We start from the raw sequence: 14,523 nt of genomic DNA, 5'->3' as shown, positions 1-14,523 counted from the left end.
CAATCGAACGGCCCTCGACCCTTCCGACCACGACGCCGCCACTGGATCTCGCGCCCACTACGCCGAAGGTGGGACGTCTCGTCGATCAGTTCGAGAAGGGTCTCGACGCCCCGATCTGTCTGACCTGGGAGCTCACCTACGCGTGCAATCTGTCGTGTGTTCATTGCCTGTCGAGTTCGGGCAAGCGCGACCCGCGTGAGCTGAACACCGAACAGTGCAAGGCGATCATCGACGAATTGCAGCGTATGCAGGTGTTCTACGTGAACATCGGCGGCGGCGAGCCGACGGTGCGCCCTGACTTCTGGGAGCTGGTCGATTACGCCACCAGCCACCAGGTGGGCGTGAAGTTCTCCACCAACGGACTCCGGATCGACGAGAAGGTCGCGCAGCGCCTCGCCGCGTCCGACTACGTGGACGTCCAGATCTCGCTCGACGGCGCCACCGCCGAGGTCAACGACGCGGTCCGCGGCAAGGGATCGTTCGACATGGCCGTTCGGGCGCTCGAGAACCTGAAGAACGCAGGTTTCAAAGACGCCAAGATCAGCGTTGTCATGACCCGCCAGAACGTGGCGCAGCTCGACGAGTTCAAGGCCCTCGCCGACACCTATGACGCGACTCTGCGCATCACGCGCCTGCGTCCGTCAGGCCGTGGCGCCGACGTGTGGGACGATCTGCATCCGCTGCCCGAGCAGCAGCGCGAACTGTACGACTGGCTCGTCGACCACGGAGACCGCGTCCTCACCGGCGACTCGTTCTTCCACCTCTCGGCGTTCGCCGGTTCCGGCGGGAGTGGTCTGCCCGGACTCAACCTGTGCGGCGCCGGACGCGTCGTGTGCCTCATCGACCCGGTCGGCGACGTGTACGCATGCCCGTTCGCGATCCACGAGAACTTCCTAGCGGGCAACATCACCACCGACGGCGGCTTCCAGGAGATCTGGCAGCGCAGTGACCTCTTCACTGAGCTCCGTGAGCCGCAGAACGCCGGCGCCTGCACGAAGTGTCAGCATTTCGACGCGTGCCGAGGTGGTTGCATGGCGGCCAAGTTCTTCACCGGGCTCCCGCTCGACGGCCCCGACCCGGAGTGTGTGCAGGGCTATGGCGAAGAGCTGCTCGCAGGTGAGCGGTCGAAGCCGACCGCCAACAAGGATCACTCGCGCGGTGTACCGCTGACGCTGATGACCCGACCTCCGTCGCGCGACTGCGATGAGAACCCCCTCGCCGGTTTCGCTCCGACATCAGCCACGGGCTGTTCGTCCTGCTGACCGCGCTCACGAATAGGAACCACACAATGTCGAAGTTCTCCGAACTGATGGAGAAGAACCCCTGGCGTCGGAACCCTTGGTTCGAGACCGTCGGTGAAGCCCAGCGTCGAGCGCAGAAGCGTCTGCCCAAGACCGTCTACTCGTCGCTCGTGGCGGGCACTCAGGCAGGCATCACGGTCAACGACAACGTCGAGGCGTTCAACGAACTCGGCTTCGCCCCGCACGTCGTCGGTGCGACGCCGGAGCGCAATCTGACGACCACGGTGATGGGTCAGGAACTGCCGTTCCCCGTCATGATCAGTCCGACCGGGGTGCAGGCCGTCAATCCGGACGGGGAAGTGGCCGTGGCACGAGCCGCAGCCAACCGCGGCACCGCGATGGGTCTGTCGAGCTTCGCTTCCAAGCCGGTCGAGGAAGTCACCGCAGTCAACGACAAAGTGTTCTTCCAGATCTATTGGCTGGGCAGCAAGGAGGACATCCTCGCTCGCGCGAACCGTGCCCGGGAAGCCGGCTGCAAGGGTTTGATCGTCACCACTGACTGGGTGTTCAACGTCGGCCGCGACTGGGGCAGCCCGGAGATCCCCGAGCAAGTCGATCTGCGCGCGGTCGCCAAGCTGGCACCCGAGATGGTCACCAAGCCCGCCTACGCGATGAGCTGGTTCCGCGACGGAAAGCTGATCATTCCCGACCTGTCGGCGCCGAACATCGCCCACAAAGGCGAGCCGGGTCCGACGTTCTTCGACGTCTACGGCACGTGGATGAACACGCCCCCTCCCACGTGGGAGGACCTGGAGTGGCTGCGCGAGCAGTGGGGCGGTGAGTTCATGGTCAAGGGCATCACTCGGATCGACGACGCGAAGCGTGCCCGCGACATCGGCGCGACCGCGATCTCGGTCTCGAACCACGGCGGCAACAATCTCGACGGAACGCCCGCGACGATCCGCGTCCTCGGACCGATCGCCGACGAGGTGGGAGGCGACCTCGACGTGCTGCTCGACGGCGGCATTCGCCGCGGCAGCGACGTCACGAAGGCACTCGCGTTCGGTGCGAAGGCCGTCATGATCGGGCGCGCCTACCTCTGGGGGCTCGCCGCCAACGGCCAGACCGGTGTCGAGAACGTCCTCGACCTGCTCCGCATGGGCGTCGACTCGTCGCTCATGGGCCTCGGCAAGTCGGACGTCGCGGATCTCTCCCGTGACGATCTGATCATTCCTGAAGGGTTCGAGCGCACGTTCGGCGCCTGAGTCTCTGAGCTGAATCCCAGCGAGCGGAGTCGAGACCAGTTCTCGACTCCGCTCGCTGTTCTATACGGCGATCGTTGACGAATGCCGGCGGTCGAACCAGCCGCTACGCACATCGAACGTCTAGGTGTTCGACGCTGTTTTCGCAGCCCTATCGTCTGGACCAACTATGTGTATCCTCCGATCAGTCGATATTTGATCTGACAACGCGTCGTTACGCATATCCCTTATGTCTCGGTAATGACATTTGATCGCGTTCGACTGGTAATCCGAAGGCGTGCTTCCGGTCCCTCCTACGCTTGCAGCAGCGGCAAACAGGGCTGCGACAGGAGGCGTTGGGAAGGCATGCTCAGTGTGCGCATCGGGGCCAGCTTCGCTGGCCGAGAGATCATCAAGCTCTTGGGCTCAGGTGGGATGGGGGAGGTCTACCTGGTTCGAAATGCACAACTCAATCGTTTGGAAGCGCTGAAAGTCGCACCTTTCGTCGCCGGCGCCTTGTCGGCGGACCGATTCGCTGCGGAAGCCGCCGTGATGGCTGCACTCGATCACCCGAGCATCGCGACGGTGTACGAGGCGGGGATCGATGACGGCCTCAGTTGGTTTCTCATGCAGTTCCTGCCGGGGGGCAGACCTCGACAAGGCTGAACGATTGTCGATCGCGGACCTGTGCACGGTCGCGCTCGACGTGGGGGCTGCACTGGACTACGCGCACGCGCAGGGAGTGATTCATCGCGATGTGAAACCGGCGAACATTCATATCGCGATGACGCGCGACGGCCGCGTCGAGAAGGCGACGATACTCGACTTCGGCGTCGCGAAAGTCATATCCGCTACCGGATTGACGGAAATCAGTTCGTTCGTGGGAACCCTCGGATATGCATCGCCCGAATCGATAGCCGGTGACGCATCCCATTCGGCAGTTGACCAGTACTCCTTCGCATGCACAATGTTCGAACTCCTCACAGGCGAGCTCCCCTATCCTCATGCGACACTGGCGGCCCTTATCGCAGCACACACGAATGCGCCGATTCCTCGAATATCCGAGACCTATCCTCGATATCTCGCCGCGGATCCAGTGTTCGCTCGAGCACTGGCCAAGAATCCCGGTGACCGTTACCCGTCGTGTGGCGAGTTCGCGCAGGCGTTGGCCCGGGCGTTGCGTCCCCAGTCCCAGAGAAGATCGGGAGACTTCGGAGTCGAGGTCAAAGGGCAGGACGACCAGCGTCATCACTCTCCTAATCAGCGGCAACGTCGTCCTATTCGGCGCACTTACATTCGACGGCGAGCTGCCGCTGGAATCGCAGTGTCCGCGGTCCTGGCCGCAGCCGGAGTCGGGTACCTGGTCGCCCACGATCCCACTCGGAGCGTGCAGGAGCAGACGATAACCGGGGACTCCTTCCGCCGTGAAATGACATCACCGGATTCGGGGTCGGCGGAAGACGTGGGCTCGACCTGGGGCCTCGCAGTCGACCCGCAGGGGCGAAGCTATGCGTTTCGCGACTATCGAACCGCGGCATCACTCTCCGCCTCGGCGCAGAGTCGCTGGGGATATGACCCTCGGTCGTGGGTGCTCGTATCGTTCACGTCCGGCTGTGCAGCGATTGCGGCACCCATGTCCGCCCCTGATCCGGTTGCCCCCGGCTATGTCGCCGCTACGAGCTTCGACCGACCATCGGCACAGCAGGCTGCGATCGGACAGGCCGAGCAACGAAGCGGATTGCCGAGCCATTCCGTCGACACACTCTGCGTCGGCGATTACATCAAGTAGGAAGGGCCCGAAGTCATGACATCGACCACGGAGCTGGCACCCGACGATCTGTTCGCCGGGCATAGGATCGTGCGGATCGTCGGGAGGGGAGGTATGGGCGAGGTCTACCAGGCGCAGCACCCACGTCTCCCCAGGGTCGTCGCGCTCAAGGTCCTGAGTCCCGAACACGTCGACAACCGGGAGTTCCGGAGGAGATTCGAACGCGAAGCAGATCTGGCGGCGCGGTTGGATCATCCGGCGATCGTCGGCGTCCACGATCGAGGGGAGGACCGAGGGCGGCTGTGGATTTCGCTGCGATACGTCGAGGGTGACGACGCGCTCCGCCGGGTGCGTGAGTTCGGCCCGCTCCGCCCGAACGCAGTCGCTCAGATCGTCCAGATCGTCGCGAGCGCACTCGACTATGCTCACAGTGAGGGCGTGATCCACCGAGATGTGAAGCCCGCCAACATCCTCCTCGGCAGTGGGGAAGGCACGGTCACCTCGGTCCACCTCACCGATCTCGGAATCGCTCGACCCATCGACGACGCGACGCGGATCACCACTGTCGACTCCCTCGTCGGATCGGTCGACTACACCGCGCCTGAGCGACTCCTGGACGGGCCTCTGGTCCCCGCGACCGACCAGTACGCTCTCGGCTGCACCGCCTACCACCTGCTGACAGGTAGGCCGCCATACAACTTCGACGATCTGCCGGACGTGGTCTCCGGGCATCTTTCTCATCCAGTTCCCTCAGTGGCGATGCACAACCGGGAATTGGCCCCCGTCGTCGATCAGGTGCTCCGGAAGGTGATGAGCAAGAATCCGGTCGACCGCTACCCCGACTGTCGCGCATTCGCTGCTGATCTCGCTGCCGCATTGACATTCACCCGTGGGCTCCGGCAGGCAGACTCTTCCCGGCAAGGCGTCGTCGCGGCGCGCCTGCACCGTCTGAACAGCGCCGACGTACTCAGGAAGACTCGCATCGATCCTGAATTAGCGACAGCGGCCGGCGTGAACGGGTCGCCCGAGCCGGTGTTGTCGCCTCCGCCGCCCGGGCAGCCGCTACCGACGAGGGGCGTCGTCATGGTCGGATGTGCCGCGCTTTGTTTCCTCCTGCTTGTCCTCGCCGTTGCCGTAGCGTGATCACGACGGACGTTCGGGCCGACTGTTAGTGACGCAATCCGTCCGGGACGGTCACTTGTCGTCATTCTGGGATCAGAGCCAGCCGACCGCGCCGAGGACGGTTGCGAACGCGGCGTTGGCTCCGAGCATCGAACCGACGGCGATGGCGCGCTTGCGGTTGTTCGACATGTCGTGAACCCAGAAGCAGGCGGCGAAGAACGGTACGTAGCCGACGAGCCACACGATGAACGGGAACTGCGGCGACCACCATGACCAGTCCCAGGTCAGTACACCCATCCTGTTGAGCACCACCTCGATGCCGACGGCGAGCGCTGCATTGACCGCGATGAGCACCCACCGATTCGGCACACCCGCGATGCGCATCGACTGGTCCTTCGGCAGCATCTTCGCTGCAGCAAGACCGAGCGTCGCGAACATGAGGACGATCTCGATGTTCCATCCGATGAGGATCTGGAACGACGAGTGTCCGGGCGCACCCCACACGGGTGCGCGGTCGGTGATATGGAAGAACGCCGAGTTCCACAGTTCGTTGAACGTGTCGGCGGCGAGCAGCGCGAGACCGCCGAACACGACGCCCCAGTTCCGCTTCTCCACTTCGTTGGCGTACAGCCAGATCACGATCACCATGATCGGGACGATCGACCACTGGAAGTTCGCTGCACTCCGCAGTGTCTCGAGCGCGTCGAGGGCATTCTGCGTCATCGGATGACCATCGATCGGTTGGTGATTGTCATCTGGATCGGTGAGACCGCGGCTCCGCCGAGCCAGCGCTTCTTGAACGTCTTCGCCGCCGTTGAGCTCTGACCCGGTGCGAGTTCGATCGCACCGTACATGTCGCGCGGGGTGGACGAGAGGCCCTGCGGGATGGGGAGCTGACGCAGCCCGTCGACCGTGTGCAGGACAACCGTGAAGGTCGTGCCGGTCGGTGCGGTCACCGTGGCGGTACGAGCGGAGGCGGCCCAGTTGAACTCATCGACCTCGAGCTTGTACCCCGAGGCGTTGCCACGGACGGGCAGTGCCGCGGTGAACGACTTGGTCGATGGAGCGGCAAGAGTCTGCAGACTGCGATCCTCGGGAGAGTTGTCCAGAAGTGGCTTGCGCAGCGGGCGACCGCTCTGGGTGAATGACCACGAGCTGCCGTAGATCGGCTTGTGCCAGAAACCGGTAAAGCCGTAGTTCCGGCCCTCGACACGGAGTTCACGTGACTGCGAACCGCTGCCGGTCTGGTGGATCGAGATCGACGAGGTGATCTCGCCCGGAATCTTCGGCTGCTGACGCCAACCCGGCGACGGCAGTTGGACGGCTGCATACGTCGGGTTCAAACGCTGCGAGCCGAGATCGGGGGCATCGGGCTTACCTCGCTGGTCGGCCCACGAGTAGCGGTAGAACACGATGTCAGAGCCGGAATTGTCGAAGTCGTAGAGGCGCGTGTACATGTCGCCGTATTTGTTGATGATGAACGTCGTCGATCCTGACGCCGACAGCGCCTCCGACTGGAATCGGCCGTTGTGCGGGGAACCGATCTCGTAGCTGTAGTCGTCTGCCAGCCATGGGTCTTGTGTGACGATCCTGCTTCCGTCGCCGACGAGTGCGATGATGTGCGAGACCTTCCCCTGGCCGAGTGGGTGATTGGTGCCCGCATCGTCCGAGAAGGTCTTAGTCGTCCATGGCGACGAGACCGACCAGGACCATCGGTCGCCGGTGGTTGCTGGGAGCCGGGTGCCGTCTCCTTGCCACAGCGGCGCTCCCCACGCTCGCGTCCAATTCCAGGTCGCGGGCTCGCGCAGGAGGTTGTCGAGGGTGAACACCCGGCCATGACGATCGGCGGCGAGCATCTCGTCGTCGTCGACAGAGATCGTGGTCAGTCGATCGCGCAGGCATCCGGGCAGTCCGAGCACCCGCCACGTGCTCCCGCCTCGTTGTCGAGTCAACAGATCGCCTCCCGCCAATGTGAACTCCCACCGCTGATTGAAGCTCTGCTTCGGCGTGCGGAGCTCCACGGTGCGAGGGAGGCCAGGTCGATTGGTCGGCCGCAGCTTCTGCAAGCCCGCCGTCGAGGTGTTCGGCGGTAGGCCGGGCGGAAGCTGTGCGGTGCCGACGGGCACACACGTCGTGCTGGGTTCGCCGGGGCGGGCGACTGCAGGTGCCGGAGAGGCTGCCGAGAGGAGGATCAGCCCGACACCCGCGGCGGCTACCGTGGAACGGGCCCCGAAAGCAACAAGAGTTTTCACAGTAGAAAACGCTAGAACGCGTTCTAGGGCCTCATCTTGGAGAATTTCACATGGATTTGCTGACATTCTTGTGGCTGTTCACACGAGATCTGCTTGGATGTTGGCCATGGACGTCTCGGCAGTGATGCGGCCGTTTGTTGAAGCGGTCTGGAACGATCGCGACGATCTTGTGCGCGCAGTCGCGGCGACTGTCACCACCAGGCTGGTGTCGTACGGGGCGAGCCCGTCGAGCGAGGTCTGGATCGGAATGAACCGCATTCTTGAGCGCAGTATTCTCGGTGATTCCTTCGGGGTCCCGACGGAGGCGGATCGGGATGCCGCGTATGGCACAGGAGTGCAGGGTGCCGCGGCGGGAATCGCGACGGAGGATCTGACTGCCGCCGTTCTGCTGGGTGCGCGTGTGGTTGAGGCGTCAGTCATGGAACGAGCTGCTCAGGCGGGTGTGGATGCGGAGACCCGGCTCGAGGCGATGGTTCGGGCGCGTGCCTGGGCGGAACAGATCGCAGTCTGGGCGGCGGAGGGGCTGGGGAAGGCTGCTCGTCGTGCCGCGGATGCAGACCAGGCCGCAGCGGAGCTGCTGACGGCCTTGCGCGAACGTCGCGACCCAGGTTTGATCCGCGCGCTCGGCGACCGTGCGGGGGTCGACCTGAGCGCGCGGTGGTTCGCCGTGGTGGCGCGCAGTGCGGGGGGTGGATTTGTTGTCGACGCCGCAACGCTTCGCTTCAGTCATTCCGGGGCGGGCGTGTGGGTCGGTGAACAGGACGTGCTGGTCGGTCTCGTCAACAGCAGGCCCCGACCGGTCGGCGCACTGGTCATCGGCTCGTCTCGGCCCGGAACGTTATCCGACCTCGCCGACGCCCTCTCCGATGCCGAGCGCGCTTGCCGGGTGGCCGTGAAGCTGAGTGGACCCGGAGTTCATTCGCTCGATGATCTCGGCTTGCTTGTGCCGATGTTCGAAGACCCGCTCCTCGGAGAGCGGTTGCGCCGCCGTTGGCTCGACCCGCTGCGTGCTGACGACCGCCACGACTTGGTTGACACGGTCCGACAATGGCAAGGGAGCGGCTGGTCGATCGACGGGGCCGGACGGCGGCTTTCAGTCCATCCGAACACGGTGCGCAACAGGCTGTCCCGGGTCGATGCCCTGTTGGGTGGCGGGTGGCGCGCGCCGAGCGCTCAGGCCGAGATCTGGGCGGCTCTGGCGACGGTCGGGTCGACAGTCGACGGCTGAACGCGTGATCGTTCGCTGTCGAAGTGCCGGTGCCCGGTGAACCCCGATCAGGACAAGTAGAACGTGTTACAGTTCGGCCATTCGTACGTGTAACTGGAAGGTGTGACGGCAAATGGGGAATCTCGACGGTCAGGTCGTGTACATCACGGGTATCGCTCGTGGTCAGGGGCGCAACCACGCCATTCGCTTTGCGAAGGAAGGCGCATCGATCATCGGCATGGACATCGCCGACCGCGTCGCCGACCACACCACGTACCCTCCTGCGACGGCCGACGATTTCGCCGAGACGATCCGCCTCGTCGAAGAGACCGGTGGCAAGATCCTCGCTCGCCAGGGCGACACTCGCGACCTCGAATTCCAGCAGCAGCTCGTAGCCGACGGTGTTGAGCAATTCGGTCGCCTCGACCATGTCGTCGCCAACGCGGGCATCCTCACCTGGGGCCTCACCTGGGAGATGACCGAAGATCAGTTCACCGACGTCGTCGACGTCAACCTCGTCGGCACATGGAAGACGCTCAAGGCGTCGATTCCCGCGATGATCGCGGCAGGCAACGGCGGAAGCATCGTCATCGTCTCGTCGTGTGCGGGCATCAAGGCGATGCCGGCGCAGGCGTCGTACTCGGCGTCGAAGTTCGGACTCCGCGGCCTCGCACAGACCGCAGCCAAGGAACTCGGCGACCAGAGGATCCGGGTCAACACGGTCCACCCTTACGCGGTCCACACCCCGATGGGCCTCGAAGATCCGTCGGCGTTCGCCGCGTTCGAGAAGTGGGGCCGCCACTTCCCGTCGATGATGGACCACTACCCGGTCGCCAGCGTCGACGACCTCACCGACGCAGTCCTGTACCTGTCGACGGCGGCCGCGGTCACCGGCGCCGAGTTCCAGATCGACATGGGCGCGACGAAGGTCTGACAACTGGCTCGAAACAACGACTGCGGCCCACCGGATTTCCGGTGGGCCGCAGTCGTTGTGAATTTCAGTCCTGCCAGAGGGTGGCGGGGTCGGTCGCGGTGCGGTGCGGGCCGGTGGGCGTCTCGGTCACCGAGCGCGCGAATCGGGGAGCTACCTGAGCCTGCATCACGCCGTCGATCTCCACGAGAGAGCCGCGGGCTGCGAGATGCGGGTCGTTCGGGGCTTCGAGGAAGTCCAGGATCGGCGACGTGCACGCGTCGGTGCCCTCGAAGATCGCAGCCCATTCGTCGCGGGTCTTGGTCTTGAACGTCTCCTCGAAGATCGCACGCTGCTCGGGCCACTTCGAGAAGTCCATCTGGTGCGGAATGGCTTCCGGGTCGAGCCCGAGGCCCTTGATGAGCTCGGCGTAGAACTGCGGTTCGATGGCGCCGACGGCCATCCACTTGCCGTCGGAGGTCTCGTACACCTCGTAGAACGGGGCGCCGGTGTCGAGGAGGTTCACACCGCGGCGGTCCTGCCACAGTCCGGTGCCGCGGAAGGCCCACATCATCTGGCCGAGCACCGATGCGCCGTCGCACATCGCGGCGTCGATCACCTCACCCTTGCCCGAGACGCTGCGCTCGACCAGTGCTGCGAGGATGCCCATGACCAGGAACATCGAACCGCCGCCGAAGTCGCCGACGAGGTTGAGCGGGGGAGTGGGCTTCTCGTCCGGGCGGCCGATCGCGTGGAGCATGCCGGTGAGCGAGATGTAGTTCATGTCGTGGCCTGCGAGATTCGCTCGCGGGCCCTCCTGTCCCCACCCGGTCATGCGGCCGTAGACGAGACTGCTGTTGACCTGCGCGAGGTCGTCGGGGCCGAACCCGAGGCGTTCCATGACGCCCGGGCGGAAGCCCTCGATCACAACATCGGCCTTAGCGACGAGGTTGAGGATCGTCTCTCGGTCGGCAGGGTTCTTCAGATTCGCTTCGACGACGCGGCGTCCGCGGAGCAGTGCGTCGGCGTTGCGGTTGGGGTCGGGCAGTTCACCGGGGCGCTGGACGCGGACGACGTCGGCGCCGAGGTCGGCGAGGAGCATGGCGGCATGGGGGCCGGGGCCGATGCCTGCGAATTCGATGACACGAATGTTCGCGAGCGGGCCGGAACGGCCCGAGGGCGCGCGGTTCGTCGTAGGGGTCATGCAGTGCCTCCGATGAAGTCGGGTGAGTGCTGTGAATCACCTGGTTTCACTCAGCATTACACACGCCGCATAAGTGGACTTGTCCGGGCGTGGGTCACCGATCTCGTCCGACTCGGGTACTGACGAGACGCGTTGTGATCGGTAGGGTTGTCCGAATGACGCCAGTGCGTGAATTGGGGTCGTCGACGTGGACTGACGTGATCGACAGGGAACTGACGATCCTCGTCCCCGTCGGGGCCGTCGAACAGCATGGACCCCATCTCCCGATGGACACGGACGGGCGAATCGCCAGTGAGGTCGCGATCCGCGCGCTGACACTGACCGAAGTCGTCCTCGACGCGATGATCGCCCCCGCGATCGCGTACGGCGCCTCCGGCGAGCACGAGGGATTCCCCGGCACCGTCTCGATCGGCGGGGACGTGATGGAACGACTGATCGTCGAGTACGGCCGCAGTGCGTGTCGATGGGCCAAGCGAATCGTCTTCGTCAACGGACACGGCGGCAACGCGACGGCGTTGGCCGCCGCGGTGCGTCTCCTGCGATACGAGGGGCGAGACGTCGCATGGTGGCCGTGCGCGTTCCGCGGCGCCGACGCACACGCCGGGGACACCGAGACCTCTGTCCTCCTGGCAGTGGACCCGGATGCGGTCCGGACGTCCGAACTCGCGCCCGGAAACACCGAGCCGATCGCCACGTTGATGACGGCGCTGCGTGAGGGCGGAGTGGCCGCGGTGGCCCCGACGGGAGTGCTCGGCGACCCCACGCGAGCCGACGCCGCCCGGGGCGAGCACATGCTCGACGATCGGTCGCGTGCACTCGCCGCGTCGGTGGTGTCGTGGATTGTCGGCGACGACGGGCGGCTGATGTGAAGACGTCAGGTCCGACGAGCACCGTGCTGCCGAGCGGCTTCCAGGTGCAGATCGATCCGCGGTGCGCACGGCGCGGAAACCTCCGCTACCTCGTCGGCGGGTCACCGATGAGGGTGATGAAACTGTCCGATCCAGCGCTCGGAATGACGTCCGTGGACGGTCGGATCGCGGTCGCTGATGTCGGGACTCAGGTGCTGGCCCGCCGTCTCCTCGATGCGGGCATCGCTCATCCGCGTCCGATGTCCGGACCGTGCGTCGGCGACGTGACCGTGGTGATTCCGGTGCGCGGCAACCAGTCCGGAGTCGACAGACTGCTCAACGCATTGTCAGACCAGGAGGCGTCGGTCATCGTCGTCGACGACGGTTCCGACATCCCGATCGAGGTCGGCGGACAGGTGGGACTGATCCGATTCGACGAGAATCGTGGTCCGGCGGCTGCCCGCAACGCCGGAGTCGCAGCGGCATCGACTGAGTTCGTCGCCTTCCTCGACTCCGACACCGTGCCGACCGGAGACTGGCTGACGATGCTGCTCGGGCACTTCGCCGATCCCACCGTCGCAATAGTCGCGCCCCGAATCGTGGGACTGCAGACGGTGGCGGCGGGGAGCGACTCGACGTCGTCCGTCGCGGACTACGCCAACCGGTTCTCCTCGCTCGACATGGGACCGCGGGAAGCGCTGGTCGCTCCTGGGACGCCGCTCGCATACGTGCCGAGCGCGGCGATGGTGGTGCGCCGTGCGGGTTTCCTGTCGTTCGACGAGTCGCTTCGTGTCGCCGAAGACGTCGACCTCTGCTGGCGGACGCACCAGGCTGGATGGCGCATCCGCTACGACCCCATCGCCGAAGTGGCACACGACCACCGAGAGTCGTTGTCGGGCATGCTCAATCGGCGACGTTTCTACGGAACCGGTGCCGCCGAGCTCGCACTCCGACACGGAGAACTCGCGGCGCCCCTCGTGATGACTGCGCCGATCGCGGCGGGCGTCGTCGCACTCGCGACTCGAACTCGCATCGGCATGTTGGTCGCGGTGGTGATCGCGGCGATCGTCTGCCGCAACACGACGCGCGCGGTGGCACACGTCCCGCACCGGGAGAGGATCGCGGCGGTCAACACGGGTCGGGCGTTCGGTTTCGGACTTCTCCAGGTGGCGGCGGCGGTGCTGCGTCATTACTGGCCGGTGTCGTTGGTCGCGTGTGCGGTGAGTCGCCGGTTCCGAGTGTGGTTCGGATGGGTCGCAGTGGTCGAGGCGCTGGCGATGTGGGTGCGGAATCAGCTGGTCGACCCGGAGACGCCGGTGATGAGCCCACTGCACTACATCGTGTTCCGTCGCCTCGATGATCTCGCGTATGGGGCAGGCCTGTGGCAGGGTGTGATCGCCCGCCGTGACGTCGGTGCTCTACGCCCGGTGATCTCGCGCCGATGACAACGCCCGACGTACTGGTCGTCGGTGCGGGATCGGCGGGATGTGTTGTCGCCGAGTATCTCTCGCGTGACCCGTCTCGCCAGGTGTTGATGGTGGAGTCGGGCCCGGGCGCTGTGTTCGAGTCCAGCATGAACCGGCTTCCGATCGACCATCCGGTGCGCGCGGTGCAGATCGTCGAGCGACGTGGGCGGCCGATGGTCCGCGGTCGGGGGCTCGGCGGGTCGTCGGCGATCAACGGCGGCTACTTTCTCCGCGGCCATCGAACGGACTACACCGACTGGCCGTGGACGCTCCAGGAGATCGAGGCCGCGTTCGCCGAGACCGAGCGAATCATGCGAGTCCGGCGGTTCAGCGACACGGAGTTGGGCGAGGTTCCACGGGCGATCGAAGCGTGGGCGGGTCCCCAACAGGACAGCGTGTGGCCTCGGATCGGGGTCAACCGAGTGCGGACCAACAGCATCAACGGGAACCGATGGACGACGGCGAACCTGCTCGTGACCGGCCGCCCGAACCTCGCCGTCCGCGCGGACACCTCGGCCGCTCGTCTGCTCGTCCGAGCAGGAAAGACGGTTGGCGTCCTGACCGATGCGGGAGAGACGATCAGTGCCGGCGAGGTCGTGATGTGCGCAGGGACGATCGGGACGTCGTCGTTGATGGCGCCGATCATCGGACCTATGCCGTTGCACGAACACGCTGAGCGCATCGTCCGGTTCACACCCCGACGAGTCCTGACGTCGACCGCGCTGCTGCAGACGGTGATTCACACTCCCGAAGGTCTGGAGATCAGGCCGTACTCCAACGACTTCGCCGAGTTCACCTCGCTCGACCCGACGGGCGTCCCGATCGGAGTGGCGGACATGGCCGGAGCTCAGGGCACGGTGGCGAACGGCATCGTCGACCTGGGCGAACCCGACGCCGATTCAGCGAACCGACTGTCCGCCGGTGTCGAGACAGTCGTGCGGATGCTCGGATCGGCGGAGTTCGCCGACCTTGTCGAGCCCGGATCGGTTCGGGTGGACCCGACAGTCGGGATGTCTCAGCACGCGTGGGGGACGCTGCCGGCGGGCTCCGCAGTCGACGCGGACGGTCGCGTCGACGGGGTACTCGGACTCCGTGTGATCGACGGTTCGATCCTGCCAGGCCCGCTCTCCAGCGGCCCGCACGCCACAATCGTCATGCTCGCCGCTCTCATAGCGGCCCGCTGGAACTGACCCACAACGCAAACTCGCCCCGGTCACCTGAGCGAATCGCGCGGGTGACCGGGGCGAGAAACTGATGCGTCTGC

Annotated in this window: 13 protein-coding genes; 10 read left to right on the top strand and 3 right to left on the bottom strand. The window is 65.3% G+C overall.

Going from position 1 to position 14,523, the window contains the following annotated elements:
• The first annotated feature begins 2 nt into the window (after positions 1 to 2).
• From mftC to JVX90_RS14415, 5 genes are all read left to right on the top strand, one after another.
• Entirely contained in the window at positions 3 to 1,262 is a 1,260-nt protein-coding gene (mftC, locus tag JVX90_RS14435; RefSeq protein ID WP_240194183.1) for a mycofactocin radical SAM maturase, read from the top strand.
• Positions 1,263 to 1,288: 26 nt separating this feature from the next.
• Entirely contained in the window at positions 1,289 to 2,506 is a 1,218-nt protein-coding gene (mftD, locus tag JVX90_RS14430; RefSeq protein WP_205329408.1) for a pre-mycofactocin synthase MftD, read from the top strand.
• A 342-nt stretch (positions 2,507 to 2,848) separates the two neighbouring features.
• On the top strand, positions 2,849 to 3,148 hold the full coding sequence (locus tag JVX90_RS14425; protein ID WP_205329407.1) for a hypothetical protein: 300 nt from the start codon (positions 2,849 to 2,851) through the stop codon (positions 3,146 to 3,148).
• Between the two features lie 4 nt (positions 3,149 to 3,152).
• Positions 3,153 to 4,271, top strand: coding sequence for a protein kinase (locus JVX90_RS14420; protein ID WP_205329406.1), 1,119 nt, complete (start codon positions 3,153 to 3,155; stop codon positions 4,269 to 4,271).
• 15 nt (positions 4,272 to 4,286) lie between these two features.
• Positions 4,287 to 5,393, top strand: a complete 1,107-nt coding sequence (locus JVX90_RS14415) for a serine/threonine-protein kinase (RefSeq protein WP_205329405.1) — start codon at positions 4,287 to 4,289, stop codon at positions 5,391 to 5,393.
• Between the two features lie 72 nt (positions 5,394 to 5,465).
• On the opposite strand, the gene JVX90_RS14410 is transcribed toward JVX90_RS14415, so the two are convergent.
• Both JVX90_RS14410 and JVX90_RS14405 read right to left on the bottom strand, forming a co-directional pair.
• Complete coding sequence (locus tag JVX90_RS14410) at positions 5,466 to 6,095, bottom strand: hypothetical protein (protein ID WP_205329404.1); 630 nt, start codon at positions 6,093 to 6,095, stop codon at positions 5,466 to 5,468.
• On the bottom strand, positions 6,092 to 7,624 hold the full coding sequence (locus JVX90_RS14405) for a hypothetical protein (RefSeq protein ID WP_240193911.1): 1,533 nt from the start codon (positions 7,622 to 7,624) through the stop codon (positions 6,092 to 6,094). The genes JVX90_RS14410 and JVX90_RS14405 overlap by 4 nt, the downstream gene beginning before the upstream one ends.
• Positions 7,625 to 7,730: 106 nt before the next feature.
• Between JVX90_RS14405 and JVX90_RS14400 the strand changes: the two genes are divergently transcribed.
• Both JVX90_RS14400 and JVX90_RS14395 read left to right on the top strand, forming a co-directional pair.
• Positions 7,731 to 8,852 (top strand): helix-turn-helix domain-containing protein, encoded by a 1,122-nt coding sequence (locus JVX90_RS14400; RefSeq protein WP_205329403.1) that lies wholly within the window; start codon positions 7,731 to 7,733, stop codon positions 8,850 to 8,852.
• A gap of 112 nt (positions 8,853 to 8,964) precedes the next feature.
• On the top strand, positions 8,965 to 9,765 hold the full coding sequence (locus JVX90_RS14395) for a mycofactocin-coupled SDR family oxidoreductase (RefSeq protein ID WP_205329402.1): 801 nt from the start codon (positions 8,965 to 8,967) through the stop codon (positions 9,763 to 9,765).
• A 64-nt stretch (positions 9,766 to 9,829) separates the two neighbouring features.
• On the opposite strand, the gene JVX90_RS14390 is transcribed toward JVX90_RS14395, so the two are convergent.
• Positions 9,830 to 10,945, bottom strand: a complete 1,116-nt coding sequence (locus JVX90_RS14390) for a CaiB/BaiF CoA-transferase family protein (RefSeq protein WP_205329401.1) — start codon at positions 10,943 to 10,945, stop codon at positions 9,830 to 9,832.
• Between the two features lie 155 nt (positions 10,946 to 11,100).
• On the opposite strand from JVX90_RS14390, the gene mftE reads away from it, so the two are divergent.
• The 3 genes from mftE to mftG are packed head-to-tail and all read left to right on the top strand — an operon-like array spanning position 11,101 to position 14,449.
• A complete protein-coding gene (gene mftE, locus JVX90_RS14385; protein WP_205329400.1) occupies positions 11,101 to 11,814 on the top strand; it encodes a mycofactocin biosynthesis peptidyl-dipeptidase MftE in 714 nt (237 codons plus the stop codon).
• A complete protein-coding gene (mftF, locus tag JVX90_RS14380; protein ID WP_240193910.1) occupies positions 11,811 to 13,238 on the top strand; it encodes a mycofactocin biosynthesis glycosyltransferase MftF in 1,428 nt (475 codons plus the stop codon). Before mftE ends, mftF begins: the two co-directional genes overlap by 4 nt.
• Positions 13,235 to 14,449, top strand: a complete 1,215-nt coding sequence (mftG, locus tag JVX90_RS14375) for a mycofactocin system GMC family oxidoreductase MftG (RefSeq protein WP_205329399.1) — start codon at positions 13,235 to 13,237, stop codon at positions 14,447 to 14,449. Before mftF ends, mftG begins: the two co-directional genes overlap by 4 nt.
• Positions 14,450 to 14,523: the final 74 nt, after the last annotated feature.

The sequence above is a fragment of the Gordonia sp. PDNC005 genome, from assembly GCF_016919385.1.
Taxonomy (GTDB): Bacteria; Actinomycetota; Actinomycetes; order Mycobacteriales; family Mycobacteriaceae; genus Gordonia.
This window is presented reverse-complemented; position numbering and strand designations above follow the sequence as displayed.

What these genes read in the sequence shown, in the direction of transcription:
- mftD (WP_205329408.1), top strand. Translation starts at nt 1,289, where the DNA reads ATGTCGAAGTTCTCCGAACTGATGGAGAAGAACCCCTGGCGTCGGAAC.
- JVX90_RS14425 (WP_205329407.1), top strand. Translation starts at nt 2,849, where the DNA reads ATGCTCAGTGTGCGCATCGGGGCCAGCTTCGCTGGCCGAGAGATCATC.
- JVX90_RS14415 (WP_205329405.1), top strand. Translation starts at nt 4,287, where the DNA reads ATGACATCGACCACGGAGCTGGCACCCGACGATCTGTTCGCCGGGCAT.
- JVX90_RS14410 (WP_205329404.1), bottom strand. Translation starts at nt 6,095, where the DNA reads ATGACGCAGAATGCCCTCGACGCGCTCGAGACACTGCGGAGTGCAGCG.
- JVX90_RS14400 (WP_205329403.1), top strand. Translation starts at nt 7,731, where the DNA reads ATGGACGTCTCGGCAGTGATGCGGCCGTTTGTTGAAGCGGTCTGGAAC.
- JVX90_RS14395 (WP_205329402.1), top strand. Translation starts at nt 8,965, where the DNA reads ATGGGGAATCTCGACGGTCAGGTCGTGTACATCACGGGTATCGCTCGT.
- JVX90_RS14390 (WP_205329401.1), bottom strand. Translation starts at nt 10,945, where the DNA reads ATGACCCCTACGACGAACCGCGCGCCCTCGGGCCGTTCCGGCCCGCTC.
- mftE (WP_205329400.1), top strand. Translation starts at nt 11,101, where the DNA reads ATGACGCCAGTGCGTGAATTGGGGTCGTCGACGTGGACTGACGTGATC.
- mftG (WP_205329399.1), top strand. Translation starts at nt 13,235, where the DNA reads ATGACAACGCCCGACGTACTGGTCGTCGGTGCGGGATCGGCGGGATGT.